The sequence below is a fragment of the Salinicola lusitanus genome, from assembly GCF_003206045.1.
Lineage (GTDB): Bacteria > Pseudomonadota > Gammaproteobacteria > Pseudomonadales > Halomonadaceae > Salinicola > Salinicola lusitanus.
Genome location: NZ_PZJM01000013.1, coordinates 120142 through 137656, shown reverse-complemented (window position 1 = coordinate 137656; position 17515 = coordinate 120142). Strand labels below are relative to the sequence as shown.

Annotated in this window: 15 protein-coding genes; 8 read left to right on the top strand and 7 right to left on the bottom strand. The window is 65.1% G+C overall.

The annotated features are described in order from the left end of the window. Positions 1 to 34: 34 nt before the first annotated feature. The 6 genes from DOM45_RS17560 to doeA form a co-directional block, all read right to left on the bottom strand. On the bottom strand, positions 35 to 1429 hold the full coding sequence (locus tag DOM45_RS17560; RefSeq protein ID WP_110602624.1) for an aminotransferase: 1395 nt from the start codon (positions 1427 to 1429) through the stop codon (positions 35 to 37). Positions 1430 to 1752: 323 nt separating this feature from the next. Then, on the bottom strand, positions 1753 to 3216 hold the full coding sequence (locus tag DOM45_RS17555) for an NAD-dependent succinate-semialdehyde dehydrogenase (RefSeq protein ID WP_110602623.1): 1464 nt from the start codon (positions 3214 to 3216) through the stop codon (positions 1753 to 1755). Next, a complete protein-coding gene (locus DOM45_RS17550) occupies positions 3213 to 3422 on the bottom strand; it encodes a hypothetical protein (RefSeq protein ID WP_110602621.1) in 210 nt (69 codons plus the stop codon). The genes DOM45_RS17555 and DOM45_RS17550 overlap by 4 nt, the downstream gene beginning before the upstream one ends. A gap of 23 nt (positions 3423 to 3445) precedes the next feature. Beyond that, positions 3446 to 3928: an Lrp/AsnC family transcriptional regulator gene (locus tag DOM45_RS17545; protein ID WP_110602619.1), complete on the bottom strand. Its 483-nt coding sequence runs from the start codon at positions 3926 to 3928 to the stop codon at positions 3446 to 3448. Positions 3929 to 4052: 124 nt separating this feature from the next. After that, on the bottom strand, positions 4053 to 5093 hold the full coding sequence (doeB, locus tag DOM45_RS17540) for a N(2)-acetyl-L-2,4-diaminobutanoate deacetylase DoeB (RefSeq protein WP_110602618.1): 1041 nt from the start codon (positions 5091 to 5093) through the stop codon (positions 4053 to 4055). 174 nt (positions 5094 to 5267) lie between these two features. Further along, complete coding sequence (gene doeA / locus DOM45_RS17535) at positions 5268 to 6467, bottom strand: ectoine hydrolase DoeA (protein WP_110602616.1); 1200 nt, start codon at positions 6465 to 6467, stop codon at positions 5268 to 5270. 196 nt (positions 6468 to 6663) lie between these two features. Between doeA and ehuR the strand changes: the two genes are divergently transcribed. The 5 genes from ehuR (at position 6664) to DOM45_RS17510 (ending at position 12137) form a co-directional block, all read left to right on the top strand. After that, positions 6664 to 8070, top strand: coding sequence for a MocR-like ectoine utilization transcription factor EhuR (gene ehuR, locus DOM45_RS17530; protein ID WP_110602614.1), 1407 nt, complete (start codon positions 6664 to 6666; stop codon positions 8068 to 8070). 156 nt (positions 8071 to 8226) lie between these two features. After that, positions 8227 to 9156: a 2-hydroxyacid dehydrogenase gene (locus DOM45_RS17525; protein ID WP_110602612.1), complete on the top strand. Its 930-nt coding sequence runs from the start codon at positions 8227 to 8229 to the stop codon at positions 9154 to 9156. Further along, complete coding sequence (locus DOM45_RS17520; protein WP_110602610.1) at positions 9157 to 10275, top strand: PDDEXK family nuclease; 1119 nt, start codon at positions 9157 to 9159, stop codon at positions 10273 to 10275. It abuts the gene before it with no gap. Positions 10276 to 10355: 80 nt separating this feature from the next. Next, positions 10356 to 11075 carry a hypothetical protein gene (locus DOM45_RS17515; protein ID WP_157958462.1) on the top strand — a complete coding sequence of 240 codons (720 nt, stop codon included), beginning with the start codon at positions 10356 to 10358 and terminating at the stop codon, positions 11073 to 11075. Positions 11076 to 11210: 135 nt separating this feature from the next. Next, on the top strand, positions 11211 to 12137 hold the full coding sequence (locus tag DOM45_RS17510) for a LysO family transporter (RefSeq protein ID WP_110602607.1): 927 nt from the start codon (positions 11211 to 11213) through the stop codon (positions 12135 to 12137). A 139-nt stretch (positions 12138 to 12276) separates the two neighbouring features. Here DOM45_RS17510 and DOM45_RS17505 read toward each other — a convergent pair whose 3' ends face one another. Further along, complete coding sequence (locus DOM45_RS17505; RefSeq protein WP_110602605.1) at positions 12277 to 13866, bottom strand: carbohydrate porin; 1590 nt, start codon at positions 13864 to 13866, stop codon at positions 12277 to 12279. 467 nt (positions 13867 to 14333) lie between these two features. On the opposite strand from DOM45_RS17505, the gene DOM45_RS17500 reads away from it, so the two are divergent. The 3 genes from DOM45_RS17500 to DOM45_RS17490 are packed head-to-tail and all read left to right on the top strand — an operon-like array spanning position 14334 to position 17464. Next, entirely contained in the window at positions 14334 to 15599 is a 1266-nt protein-coding gene (locus tag DOM45_RS17500; RefSeq protein WP_110602603.1) for an ABC transporter substrate-binding protein, read from the top strand. A gap of 18 nt (positions 15600 to 15617) precedes the next feature. Further along, the gene (locus tag DOM45_RS17495; protein ID WP_240612449.1) at positions 15618 to 16625 is read left to right on the top strand and encodes a carbohydrate ABC transporter permease; all 1008 of its coding nucleotides are present in this window, start codon (positions 15618 to 15620) and stop codon (positions 16623 to 16625) included. After that, the gene (locus DOM45_RS17490; RefSeq protein WP_110602601.1) at positions 16622 to 17464 is read left to right on the top strand and encodes a carbohydrate ABC transporter permease; all 843 of its coding nucleotides are present in this window, start codon (positions 16622 to 16624) and stop codon (positions 17462 to 17464) included. The genes DOM45_RS17495 and DOM45_RS17490 overlap by 4 nt, the downstream gene beginning before the upstream one ends. Positions 17465 to 17515 lie beyond the last annotated feature (51 nt).

The window sequence follows — 17515 nt, the reverse complement described above, 5'->3', positions numbered from 1 at the left end:
CATCAAGCCGATGCGGGCAGCCGTCAGTCCAGGTCTACAGCGCCTTTTCGCGGGTCAACTCGTCGGTCACCTTGTCGATGGCTCGCTTGGCACGGGCGATCACCTCATCGACCTGGCCGCGGTCGATCACCAGCGGCGGCGCAAAGCCGAGGATATCGCCGTTGGGCATGGCCCGCGCGATCAGGTTCTCCTCCAGCGCTGCCGCGGCGACACGAGCGCCGACCTTTAGCGCGGGATCGAACGGCGTGTATTCCCCCTTCTCCGGGGCGAACTCCAGCGCCGCCATCAGCCCCTCGCCGCGCACGTCGCCCACCAGCGGGTGGTCGCCGAAGGTCTTGGCCAGCTGGGCGTTGAAGTAGGCGCCGGTTTCGGCGGCATTCCCCACCAGGTTCTCGCGTTCGATGATGTCCAGGTTGGCCATCGCGGCGGCGGCGCCCAGCGGGTGGCCGGAGTAGGTCCAGCCGTGACCGATCGGGCCGTATTCGCCGGTGCCATCCTCCAGCGCTTTCCATACGCGCTCGCCGACGATCACGCCGGAAAGCGGCTGATAGGCGCTGGTCAGCCCCTTGGCGATGGTCACCAGGTCCGGCTCGATACCATAGTGCTGGAAGCCGAAGTCGCTGCCCAGACGACCGAAGCCGCTGACCACCTCGTCGGCGATCAGCAGGATGTCATGGCGCTTGAGCACGGCCTGGATCGCCTCCCAGTAACCCGCCGGCGGCGGGATGATGCCGCCGGTGCCGAGTACCGGCTCGCCAATGAAGGCGCCAATGGTTTCCGGGCCTTCGCGCTGGATCAGCGCCTCGAGCTGCTCGGCGCAGTAGGTCGAGAACTCGCGCTCGCTCATGTCGCCGCGCTCGCGACGATAATAGTAAGGCGCCTTGGTGTGCAGGATCCCTTCGATGGGCAGGTCGAAGTGCTGGTGGAACGCGGGCAGCCCGGTGAGCGAACCGGCGGCGATGCTGGAGCCGTGGTAGCCACGCTGACGCGCGATGATCTTTTTCTTCTTCGGCTGGCCGGTGACGTTGTGGTAGTAGCGCACCAGCTTGATCTGGGTCTCGTTGGCGTCACTGCCGGAGAGTCCGTAGTAGACCTTGCTCAAGCCGTTGCCGGCGAGCTTGGCGATCCGCTCGGAGAGGGCGATCAGCGGCTCGTTGGAGTGGCCGACATAGGTGTGATAGTACGCCAGCTCCTTGGCCTGGGCGTAGATCGCCTCGGCGATCTCGCTGCGACCGTAGCCGATGTTGACGCAGTAGAGCCCGGCGAAGGCGTCGATCATCTCGCGGCCGTCACGATCGACGATGGAGATTCCCTGGCCGCCGGTGATGATGCGTCCTGGCGCGTCGCCGTGGGCATGGTCCCGAAGATGGGTGGACGCGTGAAAGACGTGGCGGCGATCGTTGTCGATCAGGCTACGCGTATCGGTCATGACATTTTTCCTTGATGAAGGCGGAACCGCCACCGCGACTGTCGGTGGTGTTTGACGGCGATTCCCGGCGGGCGCAGCGGTCACCGTGACCCTTGTGTGATACCCGCCTGAAGCTTGCGATTTCGCGGCTGGAGAGCCCTCTCCAGCCGGTCACTGTCGATCTCGGGGCGACGAGCAGAGGCGCCATTATCACCCTTGGCAACGTCGACGAGCGAGCTAGCCCCTAATCCGGGGCGCCCACTCGAGCCAGCGCGGCCGGCGCCAGCCAACGAGCATGGCGGAAGTGGCCGCGACACCGTCACGGCGACGGGCCGCCACGGTCGTCAAGACGAACTGGCCGAGGGCATATTGCCGAGACAGTAGTACTTGGTATCGAGATACTCATCGAGTCCCGCGGCGCCACCCTCGCGGCCCAGACCGGACTGTTTCACGCCACCGAACGGAATCGGCGCGCCGGTCATCTTGACGCTATTGACGCTGACCATGCCGTACTCGAGCCCGCGCATCAGCTTCCAGATACGACGCACGTCGTGGGTATAGACGTAGGCCGCGAGCCCGTACTCGGTGTCGTTGGCGAGCCGGATCACCTCGTCGTCGTCGTCGAACGCGCAGACCCCCGCGACCGGCGAGAAGGTCTCCTCGCGGAACACCCGCATTTGCGGGGTGATGTCCGCCAGCAGCGTCGGCATGAAGAAGTTCTCTCCGGGCGGCTTCCCCGCTCCACCCAACTGACGGGCGCCCTTGCTGACGCCGTCCTCGACGAAGCCCTTGGCCATGTCGACCGCGCGCTTGTGAATCAGCGGACCGATGTCGCTCTCCTCGAGGCCATTGCCTACCTTCAGCGCCTGCATGTGCACCAAGAAGCGCTCGATGAAGGCATCGTAGATCTTGCGATGAACGAACAGCCGGTTGGCGGCGAGACAGTCCTGACCGGCGGTCTGGAACTTGGCGGCGACCGCCTCTTTCGCCGCCACATCCGGATCCATGTCATCGCAGACGATGAAGGGCGCGTTGCCACCCAGCTCCAGCGACATGCGCTTGACGCTGGAGGAACTCTGGCGCATCAGCAGCTTGCCGACGCGGGTCGAACCGGTGAACGAGATGTTGCGAATGCGGTTGTCGTTGCACAGCACCTCGGAGACCGTCGCCGGGTCGCCGGTAACGACGTTGAACACCCCGGCCGGAATGCCCGCCCGCTCGGCCAGCTCGGCCAGCGCCAGGGCCGAATAAGGCGTCTCGTTGGCCGGCTTGACGATCACCGTGCAGCCGGCCGCCAGCGCCGCCCCGGCCTTGCGGGTGATCATCGCCAGCGGGAAGTTCCACGGCGTGAACATCGCCGACACGCCGACCGGCTCCTTGATCGTGCCCAGTGCGGCGTTGGGGATATGACTCGGAATGGTCACCCCATAGGCGCGCTTGGCCTCCTCCGCGAACCACTGGATGAAGCTGGCACCGTAGTCGACCTCGCCGCGTGCATCCTTGAGCGGCTTGCCCTGCTCGTAGGTCATCAGCAACGCCAGGTCTTCCTTGTGCTCGTGCAGCAGGCGATACCAGGCGTTGAGCTTCTTGGCCCGCTCGTGGACGTTGATCGCCCGCCAATCGGCGAAGGCATTTTCGGCGGCGGTCACGGTCTCGGTGATCTGGGCCGCTTCCAGCAACGCGCAGTGGCCGAGGATCTCTCCCGTGGCGGGATCGACGACCGCTTCCTCGCGCCCCTCGCTGCCATGGGTCCACTTGCCGTCGATATAGGCGTACTGGCGGAAAAGCCGGGGATCGTTGAGTTTCATGATGTCGCCTCCTGCAAGGTGTCGGCGGTGGGCAGAACGGTTTGCCTATCCTGCGAGTGCGACCATGGTATCGATTCTGCAGCGGGTAATTTTTTTGTCCCGACCGGTTTACCGTACGTTTTCTTTCGAAAGAACGTGTTGAGGTTGAGGTTTTTTCGGATGAGGTGGGACGGGAAACGAACGAACCTGGCGTCGGCCAGGTTCATTCATCGTTTCCGTTCGTCAGCTCTCAGACGGAGAAGCCGTCGGGATCGGGCAGCGCCGGCGGCCCTTCGCGCTTGACCGTCTTGGTGACGATATAGGTGAAGTAGCGCTCGATACCGAGGTCGGAGACCAGCCAGGCGTCGATCAGCCGCTGATAGGCGTCGATGCTGTCGGCGGCGATCTTGACCAGATAGTCGACACCGCCGCCGACCGCGACGCATTCCGCCACCGCATCGGTTTCCGACACCATTCGCTCGAAGCGGGCAAAGCTCTCGGCGTTGTGCTGCTTGAGCTCGATCTGAACCCATACCGGGGTGCGCTTGACGATGGCATCGGGATTGATCCGGGCGCTGTAGCCTTCGATGACCCCAGCCTTCTCCAGCCGCTTGACCCGCTCCCAGCATGGGCTGACGGAGAGACTGATCGCCTCCGCCAAGCGCGACTTGGTAATTCGGCCGTCGCGGCTTAGGATTTCCAGGATCTTGAGGTCGTAGCGATCAAGCTTCATACCAGACACCATCCAAACGGATCACGCTCGGCCATTCCTCGTTGAACGCGGTTTCAAGACGCTCGTTTACCCCTCGTAAACTCCGCTCTTTCAACAGCGCTCGCCTCGTCTGATCTTCGCTCACTCATTGGCGTTGGGTCTGGTCACGTTCCAAAGACTCGACCACTTCCGCGACCACGGCGATGGTATCGCCCATTCCGACCTTGGCCGGGAAGCGCCGGGCGATCAGCACGCCGTCGCGTCGGGCACGGTACTCGACCGGCACCGCACCGGTGCGACTCATGTCATGGACCCGCGCCAGCACGTCGCCCTGCTTGACCATTTCCCCCAGTGAGACCGTCAGTTCCAGCAGACCGGAATGCTCGCTCTGGACGTAGCAGCTGGCATCCGGCATGTCGACGTAGATCATGGGCTCGGTGGGCGTCTCGACTTCGCCTTCCACCAGACCGTAGTGAACCAGAAAGTTGCGTACGCCCCGCTCGGTCACGGCCAGACTTGCCGGTGTCGAGGTGCCGCCGCCGCCCAGCTCGGTGGTGACGAAGGTCTTGCCCTGGGACTCCACCGCCGTGTCGTAGAGCTTGGTCGCGTCGAGCTCGAACATCATCATCGCATAGGGCGCGCCGAAGGCCACCGCACCGGCCAGGCTCGCACGCTCCTGACCGATATCGTCGAGCCGATGCGCGGCGGCGAAGGGCACGATGTCCAGCGTGCGACCGCCGGAGTGCAGATCCAGCGCCACGTCGCACATCGGCACCAGCACGCGGTTGAAATAATCGGCGATCTGCGAGGTGACTCCGCCATTGGGATCGCCGGGGAAACTCCGATTGAGGTTGCCGCCATCCAGCGGCGAGGTCCGCTTGCCCGCTTCCGCCGCCGGCAGGTTCATCATCGGCACGATGATGACGCGGCCGCGCACGTCTTCCGCCCGGAGCGTGCTGGCGAGCTTGAGCAGCGAGGTGATGCCTTCGTACTCGTCGCCGTGGTTGCCGCCGGTCAGCAGCGCCGTGGGCCCTTCGCCGTTGGCGACCACGGTGATCGGGATCATCACCGCGCCCCATGCGGAAGTGTCGATGGAGATCGGCAGCTTGAGAAAACCGTGCTGAACGCCCTGGGCATCGAAGTCGACGGTGGCGCTGATCGGGCTGGGACGCAGGGTTGCGGACATGCGAACTCTCCTCAATGAAACGGATGACGCGCCGCAGCGGATCGCTAACAGGCGCGTCATTGAACGGTAGCAAAATAGCCGGGCGGGGCGAGTCCCCGGCGGGCCTAAGGCCCGCTATCCGGCCTTGTTCCACCAACGACCGGCGACTCTGGTTTCACCAACAGCTGACCCGGCTTACTTGACGAACAGCTGACGCGGGAAATGGCATAGCGGCTCGGCACCTTTGTCGGTGATCAGGATACTCTCGGTGATCTCCAGGCCCCAGTCGTCCATCCACATGCCCGGCATGAAGTGGAAGGTCATGCCGGGTTCGAGGATCGTCTCGTCGGAAGGGCGCAGACTCATGGTGCGCTCGCCCCAGTCCGGCGGATAACTGATGCCGATCGGGTAGCCGCAGCGCGCCCCGCCACGGTCGAAACCGTACTTGTCCATGGCCGCGCCCAGCGCCAGCGCGATGTCGGCGCAGCGATTGCCGGGCTTGGCCACCGCCAGCCCGTTGTCGATCCCCTCGAGCAGTGCCGACTCGCCGCGGATGAAGTCCTGCGGCGGCTTGCCGAGGAAGACGGTCCGCGATAGCGGTGCGTGGTAGCGCTTGTAGCAGCCGGCGATCTCGAAGAACGTCCCTTCGCCCTTGCGAAACGGGGTGTCGTCCCAGGTCAGATGAGGCGCGGCCGCGTCGCTGCCGGTCGGCAACAGCGGCACGATGGCGGGGTAGTCGCCACCGTGGACCGTGCCATGCTCGTCGGTCCAGCCTTCGGTACCGACCCGATAGATCTCCGAGACCAGCTTGCTCTTGGCCAGCCCGGGCTCGATCATCTCGATGATCCGGGTGTGCATGCACTCGACGATTCTCGCCGCCGTGCGCATGTAGGCGATCTCCTGCGGCGACTTGATCGCCCGGCACCAGTTGACCAGCGCCGTGGCATCGACCAGCCGGGCGTGTGGCAACTCCTTGAGCAGGCTGGTATAGGCCTTGCCCGAGAAGTAATAGTTGTCCATCTCCAGCCCGACATTGCCGGTGTGCCAGCCATACTCCGGCAGCACCGACTGGGCCAGATACTCCATCGGGTGCATGTCCGGATTCTGGACATAGTAATCCGGGTAGTAGCGCACCCGCTCGGCATCCATCCAGCAGGTGCGCCAGGCCCCGTTGGCATCCTGGCGCCGGCCGTACCAGACCGGCTCGCCCTCCAACCCTATCAGTACGCACTGGTGAACGTAGAACGACCATCCGTCGTACCCGGTCAGCCAGCCCATGTTGGAAGGATCGCTGACAACGAGAACATCAATTCCGCGGCTCGCCATGGAAACGCGCACTTTGTGCAAACGACTGGCGTACTCTTCACGCGAGAAAGGCAAAGAAACCTGAAACATGGAGCCACTCGACTAACGGGACCGAATTGTTGGGACCTCGGCAGTCGAGGGGATCGAGCCGAGTGTCCTGCCGCTTGCCGACCGGGTGTGAAATTGTCATGATTTACTTATCAATATTCATGACAATTATCGGTCAATGCATCGACGATGATAGTAGCATCGTCGCTCAGCGTGCCGTCAAAGGCTTTATTGCATCATGACAATCGACCTGACGCCCTTCCTCGGCGGGCACGGCCCCAAATACCTTTCCATCGCTCGCGCCCTCGCCGAGGCAGTTCGCCATGGCGTGCTCTCGCCAGGCATGCGCCTGCCGACCCATCGCGAACTCGCCGAGACGCTGGGGGTCAGCGTGCAGACCGTGTCGCGAGCTTACGAGCAGGCCGAGAAGAGCGGCCTCGTCCAGGCCCGAGTCGGCAGCGGTACCTGGATTCGCGATGCCGAGGGCGATTCCGAGAACGAATACCTGCGGGCGCCGGCCGCGGTCAGCGACGACGCCCCCATCGACCTGTCGATCGCCCATCCGGTCTGTCCGCCCTCTCACCACCGGCGCTTTCGCGAGGCGTTGGCGGAACTAGCCAGGTCCGCCCATGCCGACGTCATCGGCGCCAGCCGCCCGATCGCCGGCCTGCTGCATCAGCGCGAGCGCGCCAACGTCTGGTTGAAGGAGCGCCTCGGCGTCCCCGGCGAGACCGACGACCGACTGCTCTGCAATGGCGCCGCCCATGGGCTGATGCTGGCGATCGCCACCGTGGTCCAGCACGGCGATATCGTGTTGACCGAGGCGCTGACCGATCACGGCCTGATCGCGCTGGCGCGCACCCTCGGCTTCCAGTTGCACGGCGTGGCGATCGACGAGCAGGGTGTCATCCCTGAAGCGCTGGAGGCGGCCATCATGAGATACCGCCCGCGAGCCGTCTGCCTGACCCCGACCCAGCTCAACCCCACCGGCGCGACCATGGAGAACGCCCGTCGCGACGTCGTGGCGGAGATCCTGCTGCGTCACGATGTGTGGCTGATTGAGGACGATGTCCATGCGCTGCTGGAGCCCGCAGGCCTCACCTCCCTGACCGCCAGGCTGCCCCAGCAGAGCTTCCACGTCACCAGCCTGACCAAGGCCACCGTCCCCGGGCTGCGCGCCGGCTACCTCAGCGTGCCCCGCGGCCAGATGCACCACACCTTGCCGAGACTGCGCGCCACCAGCTGGATGGCCACCCCGCTGGTGTTCGAACTGGCGGATTACTGGCTGGCCAGCGGCATGGTCGACACGCTCGCCCACGAACAGCGCCAGTTGCTGGCGGAACGCCAGCAGCTGGCATCACGCAAGCTAGCGGGGCATGCCATCGAATCGCGCCCCAGCAGCCTGCATATCTGGCTGATGCTGCCGGAGCCGTGGCGGGCGGAAGAGCTGCAGCAGCAGGCGCGCCAGGAAGGTGTTGCCATCACCACCGCCCAGCCGTTCCTGGTCGAGCCGTCCGCCATGCCGCGGCGTGTTCGCATCAGCCTGGGAGCCGAACCGGATCTGTCACGCCTGGCCAGCGGCCTGGACGTGCTGAGCCAGCTGCTCGGCGAAGCGCCGCCGCCGATGCTGGAGATCGCTTACTGAAGTCCACGGGCTACGGGCTACGAGCTACGGGCTATGGGCTACACGAACGGTGTCAACTGGTCAGCAAACCCGCCAAGCCGCCCGCGGCGGTTTCTTTCGCCACGGACAACCTGCCATGATGACAAGACATGACCCAACAGCGACGACGGAGCCGAGATGCGAGTCCTGATCTACCATAGTGACGCCGAGCAGTGGCGCAACATCCTGCTCGAGCGCCTGCCGGACGCCGAGATCCAGATTGCGGCGGACAGTGGCAACCCGCAGGTGGACTACCTGGTCGCCTGGAAACCGCCCGCCTCGGTCTTCGAGGAACAGAGGGCGCTCAAGGGCATCGTCAATCTCGGCGCCGGGGTCGATGCCCTGTTGCAGAACCCCGCACTCCCCCGCGAGATCCCCATCGTCAAACTGCGCGACGCCGGCATGGGCGAACTGATCGGCGACTACGCTCGCTATGGCGTACTCCATTTCCAGCGCGACTTCGACCGCTACCGACGTCAGCAAGCCAGTGCCGAGTGGCGCGAGGTGCCGGTCGTCGACAAGCCCGACTGGCCGGTGGGCGTGCTGGGGCTCGGCGCCATCGGGACGCGGGTGTCGCAGATGCTCGCCGCCGACGGCTACCCCGTTCACGGCTGGAGCCGCTCACCCAAGCGGATCGAAGGCATCGCCTGTCACCATGGCGATGAGGGGCTCGACACCCTGCTGCGTCAGGTCAAGACGCTGATCACGCTGCTCCCCGACACCCCAGCCACCCGGCACATCATCAATCGCGACAACCTGGCCAAGCTCCCCAATGGCGCCAATCTGATCAACCCGGGGCGCGGCACGCTGATCGACGAGCCGGCGCTGCTCGACGCACTCGGTGAAGGAGAGCACGAAGGCCACCTGCGCGGCGCCCTGCTGGATGCCTTCCCCACCGAGCCGCTGGCGGCGGAGAGCCCGCTGTGGCGCCATCCGCGCATTCTGATCACCCCGCACATGGCAGGCCCCACGCCGATCGGCGCCGCCGCCGACCAGGTCGCCGACGCACTGGACGCGATGTCGAAGGGCAAGGCGGTCGAGACCATCGATCCCGAAGCGGGGTATTGAGTGGCGATCGAACAGGGTATCTGGAAGCTGGCCAGCGGCGTGGGCGAACACCCGCAGCGGCTACGCCCCGCCGGGCTGACCGATGAGGGGCTGCTGGAAGCGCAGATCATGCAGGACGTCTCGATTCTCAATCGGGACTGGCTGCTGATCGGCCGGCAGGTGCGCACGGCCTTCGACAAGCTGATCGACCTGTTGGCGATCGATGCCAACGGCACGGTGATCATCATCGAACTCAAGCGGGACAAGACGCCTCGCGAGGTCGTCGCCCAGACCATCGACTACGCCTCGTGGATCGCGGGCCTGGGGGACAGCGAGATCGTCGATATCTATCTCGACTTCGCCAGACGCTACTCACGCCCGCACGAGACGCTGGACGAAGCGTTCCAGGCCAAGTTCGGCATCGCGCTGTCGGACGCCTCGGTCAACGAACAGCATCAGATGGTAGTCGTCGCGACCAAGCTGGATGCCAGCACCGAGCGCATCATCACCTATCTCAACGACTACGCGCAGATGTCCATCAACGCGCTGTTCTTCGCGGCGTTCGAAGATGGCGGCAACCGCTACCTGAGTCGCGCCTGGATGATCGATCCGGACGAGAGCCAGGAGCGCGCCATCACCAAGGGCCGCAAGGAGCCCTGGAACGGCGAGTTCTACGCCTCGTTCGGTGACGACAGGCCATGGTCGCTGGCAAGACGACTGGGCTTCATCGCCGGCGGCGGCGCGACCTGGTACTCGAAGACGTTATCCATGCTTTCCGAGGGGGATCGCGTCTGGGTGAATATTCCCAAGACGGGTTATGTCGGTGTCGGCATCGTCACCGGCGAGCGCTGCCGGGCCGATGAATACCGGTTCGAGAATGAAGGTGGAAGAACGCTGCCGGAGATCATTGACCAAGACACTGGTCTCTCGCACGAATCGTACCCGCATCTTTTTCAAACCGGGTTCGATGAAGAGGAGGCGGAGTATCTCGTGCCCGTGCGCTGGATGCATACGGTAGCGAGGAACGACACGTTCAGCGAGGTGGGGTTGTTCGGTAACCAGAACACCGTCTGCAAGCCGACGACGCCGAAGTGGCAACACACGGTAGAGCGGCTCGGCAGAGTGTGGCCCGTCGCCTGATCCAGCCTGATGATCGGGAACACCGGCGGCGGCTCGGCGTCTGAAAGGGATAGATCGCCGATTCGCTTTCGAGGATGTTCATGTCATACCGAATTTCGACTCTCAAGGCCCTTGCCGCTCTGCTCCTGACGACCGTCAGCTCCTTGGCACTGGCGGCACCGACGCCGTTCACCGCCCACTACCGGCTCGACATCAGCGGCTGGCCGGATGCGACGATCACCCACCAGCTCTCGCACCGGGGCAATGACGTGCAAACCGGCGATGTCTGGGAGAGCGACATGCGAGCCAGCATCAAGGTCGCCAGTGGCGAGGAGCGCGGCCGATTTCAGCTCGATGGCGACCGCGTGCAGGCGCTGGATTACACCAGTTCGTACTCGCTGGTGGGGATTGGCGATAAATACCATCTGAACCGGGCCCAGTTGCAGGCGTTGCCGGACCGCCAGACCGCACTTTTCGATCTTTCACGCAAGGCGCCGGATGCCCGCTGCGCCAGCACTCAGGTCTCGCCCTGCCAGCTCGACTACCAGAATCACAAGGGCAAGACGGAGATGCTCTACTATCGGGTGATCGATCGTAGCGACATCCAGACGCCCGCCGGCACGTTCCCGGGCGTCACCGTGGACACCTGGGACCCCGATAAACGAGGCCGACATCTCTACCTGACCTTTCACCGCGAGATCCCCGGCCTGCTGCTCGGGATGCGCTACGTGCGCGACGACGAGGAACGCAGCCATCTCACGCTCACGGATCTGACGCTCGCCCCGTCGAACTCGGCCTCGGCGAGCACTTCCGGCGGATAATCGGCCGGCCGTTCTTCCCTCCTCGGCACACATCCTCTAGAGTTCGTTGCCAATCACGGACGCCGATTCATCGGCGTCCGTTTTTTTCGTGCCGCGTCATTGCCGGTGACTCATGGGTTCGCTTCGGGAGGGATCATGCTGCTGGGGTTATTGTGGATACTGCTGCCGTTGATCGTCGGCTACCTGATCCCCGTTCGCCACGCCGGGGTTCGTCAGGCCATCGATCGCGGCGTCAGCGCCTCGGTCTACGTGATCCTGCTGCTGATGGGTATCAGTCTGGGCGGGCTGGAGAACCTGCTGGGGCAGTTGTCCCGCATCGGGTCCACGGCGTTGGTGCTGTTCCTGGTGATCTCGCCGCTCAATCTGCTCGCCCTGTGGTGGCTGTCGCGGCGGCCAATGGCACGGGTCGAGCGCATCGCCGGCGACGATGCCGCGCCACTCGGCAAGTGGCAGGCGATGAAGGGCTCGGTGCTGCTGTGCGCCGTGGTCGCCGGTGGCGTACTGCTCGGCGCGGGCATGCGCCTGCTCGGCTGGCACCCGGCGGCCCAGGCCGAGACCCTGGCCACCTGGACGCTCTACGTTCTGCTCGGCCTGATCGGCTGCCAGCTGCGCAATTCGGGGCTGGGGCTGCGCCAGATTCTGCTCAACCGGCTGGGCCTGGCGATCGCGACGACCGTATTCGTGAGTTCGATGCTGGCGGGGCTGATCGCGGCACCGCTGCTCCAGTTACCCTGGAACGAGGGGATGGCGATGGCGGCGGGGTTTGGCTGGTATTCGCTCTCCGGCATTCTGATCGGCGACCAGCTCGGACCGGTGCTGGGCGGGGCGGCCTTCTTCAACGATCTGGCCCGGGAGCTTCTGGCCTTTCTGCTGGTGCCACTGTTCATCCGCGGCGCGGTGCCGCTGGCGATCGGCTACAGCGGCGCCACAGCGATGGACTTCACCCTGCCGGTGATCCAGAAGCATGGCGGCATCGCCTGCGTGCCAGTGGCCATCGTCAGCGGCTTTCTGCTCTCGCTGCTCTCACCGCCGCTGATCCTGCTGCTGCTCTCCTTCACCTGACGCCGCACGACCTTTCGCCTGCCAGCGTCATCCGGCACCACGGCGCCTGAAAGGCGACGCCCCGCCGATCACGATCGGCGGGGCGTCGGATCACACGGCCCGCCGCTGACGGCGGGCTCGAGCCAGGTCGGCTTGCGACCTAGAACCACACCTCCATCTGCGTACCGAAGGTCCACTGCCCGCCGGTGAAGTTGTCCTTGCCCAGGGCATCGTCACCCGCGAATTTATTGAGTTCGCTGTCCCAGTCGCTGTAGCTGGCGAAAAGACGAATCTCCGGACGCTGCCAGAAGCCACCCACCTGGGGCTTGAAGGTCGGTGCCAGGGTAAAGCGGGTGTAGCCCCCCTCCACCGCATTGCGGCCCTTGTAACCCTTGGGGTCGAGATCCATCCACTGGTAGCTGGCTTCGTACTGCATCTCGAAGTTCTGGGTCAGCTCGTTGGCGAAGCGCAGGTTGAAAGTGGCCCAGTCGTAGCTGTCGCCGTTGGCGTAGCGGTCGTCGCTGGTCTGGGCCAGCACCGCCGGGGCCAGGCGCCAGCTCGGCGCCACGTAGGTGGTGCCGTAGAGCGCCAGCCGCGTGGTCTTGGCGTCTTTGGTCAGGTTGCCGTCGGAGCCCAGCGACTTGACCTCCGCCCCCAGCCCTTCGCCGTGAAGCAGTGCGGCGACGGTGTTGCCGTCGCTGACCCCGAAGAAGCTATCACCGTGGTAGGCGAGCATGCCATGGAAACCGTGGTCGGCCGCCTTGGCGCGGCTGCCGGTGTCGCGATCGTCGTTATCGTTGGCGGAGAGGCCGCTGAGCATCCACTGGAACGGGCCGACGTAGTTGTTGGTGGAGAGGATCAGGGCGTCGGTGCTGCCGGTCAGATCCGGGTTGTCGCTGGTGACCACGGAGAAGTCGCTGAAGCTGCGCCCGTAGAGCGTCAGGTTGGTGCTCCAGTCGTCGTTGACCGCCACGTCGTAGACACCGGCGCCGGTACCGGCAAGGAAGATGACGTCACTGTCGAGCCAGTGGATATCGAAGTTGTTGCGGTCGAAACGCTTGCCGGCCCAGATCTTGGCGTTTTCGAAGGGACCGGTGAAGCTGGGCAGATCGCTGAACTCGACGAACGCCTGACGCACGTTGAGCTGCGACTCGTCGGCGGTCCAGTCGTTGCTGGTGGTGGTGCTGTCCGCCAGCATGATGCGGTAGAGCGACTTGGCACCATTGTCGAAGGTCTGGTGGTAGCTGAGCACGGTCTCGACATAAGTGTCCGGCTCGTTGCCCAGACGCCCCACCGCGCCACCGGTGGCCCCCGCCGGGGTCAGGTAGGGGCCGCCGGGGGCGCTCTTGCCATCATCACCGAGCAGCAGCCCGGAGCGCGCATAGACACTCAGCGAGAGGCCGTCGTCACCCTGCTCGGCCGCCTCGGCGCTGCGGTTCTCGGTCTGGCTCTCGACCGCGGCGAGACGCGTATCGAGCGACTGATCCTCGAGCGAATCGAGTTTCTGCTCGGCCCGGTTGGCGCGCTGTTCGGCGGTGGCCGCGCGCTGTTCGGCCGCCGCCATCCTGGCTTCGAGCGCCGCCAGGCGCGCTTCCAGGCTCTGGTTCGACTGCGCCTGCGCCGAGGAGACGGCGCCCAGTGAGGCCAGCGCCACACCGATGGCGAGCCCGGTCTTGCGAAACCCCGGTGTCGCCCGGCGCGGGCGGCATAGCCGAGAACCTTCGATCACATCGATCGCTGATCTGGACATGACATGCTCCTGTTGTGGTTGTTGTCGTCCCCTCGCCCGCCGGACGCCCCACCACCTGCGCGGCGGGGCGTCGCCATCCCCCGATCCGACCCCGAGTCCCCTGCCCTGACCACGGGATGGCGGTGTCAGCGAGTCGTGACGCAAGGCGGAACTTAAACGTTTAAGAACCGACTGAAAATATCGACGAAAGGCGCTTTGACCAAGGTCTAACGCCCTCGTCCCGGGGCATCACGAGCGCTCGGCGCGCTTTTGCACTCAGCCCTCGCCAACGCCCCTTTACAACCAAAGTCCGGGTTGAGCCGGCTCGCGCAAGTGGCATAACTTGGCCGAGAACTTAAACGATTAAGATCGCGTCTGGATTGCCGCAGACCAAGGCGAGCCGCATCCAACCGCGACCCTCGGGCGCACGGCGATGACCACCGACGAGATCGCCCACAACAACAACCGGCACTCCCCAGGAGCCCAGGATGAAAACACGTTCTCTGCTAATGCTGGCGACCACACTGACCGTCGCGGGCCAGGTCCAGGCCGCCGATCTCACCATCTCCTGCGGCGCGGTCGGCGCCGAGCTCACGCTTTGCAAGGAGGGCGTCGCGCGCTGGGAAGCCCAGAGCGGCCACAGCGTCGAGGTGGTCTCGACCCCCAACTCGGCCACCGAGCGGCTGTCGCTCTATCAGCAGATTCTCAACGCGCGCTCCGGTGACATCGACGTGTTCCAGATCGACGTGGTGTGGCCGGGCATGCTCGCGCCGCATCTGGTCGACCTCAACGAGTACCTGCCCAAGGGCACCACTGACGACTTCTTCGACGCCATCGTCGACAACAACACCGTCGATGGCCGGCTGGTGGCGATGCCGTGGTTCACCGATGCCGGGGTGCTCTACTACCGCAAGGATCTGCTGGATAAGTACGGTCTGGCGGTGCCCACCACCTGGGAACAGCTGACCGAGGAGGCACGCACCGTCCAGGCCGGCGAGCGCCAGGCCGGGCACAAGGATTTCTGGGGCTTCGTGTTCCAGGGGCGCGCCTACGAGGGGCTGACGGTGGACGCCCTGGAGTGGATCGCCAGCTATCCCGGTGGCGGCACCATCGTCGACGATGCCGGCGACATCACCGTCGACAATCCGCAGGCGGTCAAGGCGCTGACCCTGGCGGCGAGCTGGATCGGCGATATCTCGCCCAAGGGAGTACTCAACTACACCGAGGAGGAGTCCCGCGGGGTGTTCCAGTCGGGCAATGCGCTGTTCATGCGCAACTGGCCCTACGCCTGGGATCTGGTGCAGTCCGAGCAGAGCGATATCCGTGACAAGGTCGGCGTGGTGGCGCTGCCCGCCGGTGGCGCCGACGGCCACAGCGCGGCCGTGCTCGGCGGCTGGAACCTGGCAGTCTCGCGCTATAGCGAGCACCCGCAGATGGCCGCCGATCTGGTCGCCTTTCTGACCTCGCCCGCAGAGCAGAAGCGCCGCGCCATCGAAGGCTCCTACAACCCGACCCTGCCGGCGCTCTACAAGGACAAGGAGGTGCTCGCCGCGGTGCCCTTCTTCGGCACCCTCTACACCACCTTCACCTCGGCGATTCCACGCCCCGCGGCGGTGACCGGCGACAAGTATCCACGGGTCTCCAACGCCTTCTTCAACACCGTGCATGAAGTGCTCTCCGGCAAGGTCGGCGCGGCCCAGGGTCTGGCATCACTGCAGAGCGAACTCGAGCGCATCAAGCGGCGCCGCTGGTAAGCGGCCGGGAGGCAATCCATGGCAACTCGGCAACCCACGCTGGCGCAGACATCGGCTGCCCAGAATCCGGGCGGCGCGGTGGACGCCACGCAGCCGGCACGGCCGCGCCGCGAACGCGGCACCCGGGTACGCCGGCGCCGGGTACGCGCGGCCTGGCTGTTCCTGACCCCGATGCTGATCGGCCTGGCGCTGGTCGCCGGCTGGCCGCTGGCGCGCACCTTCTGGTTCAGCGTCACCGACGCCAGCCTGTCGAGCCTCGAGGGCGCCAACTTCATCGGGCTCGAGAACTACCTGGTCCATGACAACGGCTGGTACGGCATTCTCGCCGACCCGCTGTGGTGGCAGTCGGTGTGGAACACGCTCTACTTCGCGCTGGTCTCGGTGTCGCTGGAGGCGGTGCTGGGGGTGATCGTGGCGCTGGTGCTCAACGCCCACTTCCGTGGCCGCACCCTGGTGCGCGCGGCGATGCTGATCCCGTGGGCGATCCCCACCGTGGTCTCGGCCAAGATCTGGGCATGGATGCTCAACGACCAGTTCGGGATCATCAATCATCTGCTGATGACTCTGGGGCTGATCGACGCACCGCGGTCCTGGACCGCCGACGCCAGTCTGTCGATGTGGGCGGTGATCATGGTCGACGTGTGGAAGGCGACCCCCTTCGTGGCTCTACTAGTGCTGGCGGCGCTGCAGATGCTGCCCTCGGACTGCTATGAAGCGGCCAAGGTCGACGGCATCCATCCGGTGCGGGTGTTCTTTCGCGTCACCCTGCCGCTGATCACCCCGGCCCTGCTGGTGGCGGTGATCTTCCGCGCCCTGGATGCGCTGCGCGTGTTCGACGTCATCTACGTGCTGACCTCCAACGCCGCCTCGACCATGACGATGTCGATCTACGCCCGCCAACAGCTGGTGGAGTTCCAGGACGTGGGCTACGGCAGTGCCGCCTCGACGCTGTTGTTCATGATCATCGCGCTGGTCACGGTGGTCTATCTCTATCTCGGACGCCGCCAGCTGGGAGGTGGGTCATGACGCTACGCAGACTGAAGAGCATCGCGCTGACTATCGGCTTCTGGCTGCTGGTAGGGGTACTGGTGCTCTACGCCATCTTCCCCTTCTACTACGCCATCGTGACCTCGCTGAAGCCGTCGAGCCAGCTGTTCGAGGTGAGCTACTGGGTCGATAGTCTGGACTTCTCCAACTATGTCACGGTGCTGTCGCAGCCGACCTTCCTGGCCGCGATCCGCAATTCGGTGATCGTTGCCCTCAGCGTGGTGCTCATCGCCCTGCTGCTGGGCCTGACCGCGGCCTGGGCGCTGGGCCGGGTGCGCTTTCGCGGGCGTACCACGGTGATGATGATCGTGCTGGGGGTGTCGATGTTCCCCCAGGTGGCGGTGCTCTCGGGGCTGTTCGAGGTGATCCGTACGCTCGATCTCTACAACTCCCCCGGCGGGCTGATCCTCAGCTACACCATCTTCACCCTGCCGTTCACGGTGTGGATCCTGACCACCTTCATGCGCCAGCTCCCCGATGAACTGGAGGAGGCGGCGATCGTCGATGGCGCCTCCCCCTGGGTAACCCTGACCAAGGTGTTCATGCCGCTGTTGTGGCCGGCAATGGCCACCACCGGTCTGCTGGCCTTCATCGCGGCGTGGAACGAGTTCCTGTTCGCACTGACCTTCACCCTGACCGACTCGCAGCGCACGGTACCGGTGGCGATCGCGCTGATCTCCGGCGGCAGCCAGTACGAGCTGCCGTGGGGGCCGATCATGGCCGCCTCGGTGATCGTCACCGTGCCGCTGGTGGTGCTGGTGGTGATCTTCCAGCGGCGTATCGTTTCCGGGCTCACCGCCGGTGCCGTCAAGGGCTGAACGCCTCTGAGGCTTTCCGCCACTACTGATTTCCCCGTTCTCGGGTAGGAG

Excerpts from the sequence above, each read along its gene's own strand:
- DOM45_RS17560 (WP_110602624.1), bottom strand. The coding sequence starts at position 1,429 with ATGACCGATACGCGTAGCCTGATCGACAACGATCGCCGCCACGTCTTT.
- DOM45_RS17555 (WP_110602623.1), bottom strand. The coding sequence starts at position 3,216 with ATGAAACTCAACGATCCCCGGCTTTTCCGCCAGTACGCCTATATCGAC.
- DOM45_RS17550 (WP_110602621.1), bottom strand. The coding sequence starts at position 3,422 with ATGAACCTGGCCGACGCCAGGTTCGTTCGTTTCCCGTCCCACCTCATC.
- DOM45_RS17545 (WP_110602619.1), bottom strand. The coding sequence starts at position 3,928 with ATGAAGCTTGATCGCTACGACCTCAAGATCCTGGAAATCCTAAGCCGC.
- doeB (WP_110602618.1), bottom strand. The coding sequence starts at position 5,093 with ATGTCCGCAACCCTGCGTCCCAGCCCGATCAGCGCCACCGTCGACTTC.
- doeA (WP_110602616.1), bottom strand. The coding sequence starts at position 6,467 with ATGTTTCAGGTTTCTTTGCCTTTCTCGCGTGAAGAGTACGCCAGTCGT.
- ehuR (WP_110602614.1), top strand. The coding sequence starts at position 6,664 with ATGACAATCGACCTGACGCCCTTCCTCGGCGGGCACGGCCCCAAATAC.
- DOM45_RS17525 (WP_110602612.1), top strand. The coding sequence starts at position 8,227 with ATGCGAGTCCTGATCTACCATAGTGACGCCGAGCAGTGGCGCAACATC.
- DOM45_RS17515 (WP_157958462.1), top strand. The coding sequence starts at position 10,356 with ATGTCATACCGAATTTCGACTCTCAAGGCCCTTGCCGCTCTGCTCCTG.
- DOM45_RS17510 (WP_110602607.1), top strand. The coding sequence starts at position 11,211 with ATGCTGCTGGGGTTATTGTGGATACTGCTGCCGTTGATCGTCGGCTAC.
- DOM45_RS17505 (WP_110602605.1), bottom strand. The coding sequence starts at position 13,866 with ATGTCCAGATCAGCGATCGATGTGATCGAAGGTTCTCGGCTATGCCGC.
- DOM45_RS17500 (WP_110602603.1), top strand. The coding sequence starts at position 14,334 with ATGAAAACACGTTCTCTGCTAATGCTGGCGACCACACTGACCGTCGCG.
- DOM45_RS17495 (WP_240612449.1), top strand. The coding sequence starts at position 15,618 with ATGGCAACTCGGCAACCCACGCTGGCGCAGACATCGGCTGCCCAGAAT.
- DOM45_RS17490 (WP_110602601.1), top strand. The coding sequence starts at position 16,622 with ATGACGCTACGCAGACTGAAGAGCATCGCGCTGACTATCGGCTTCTGG.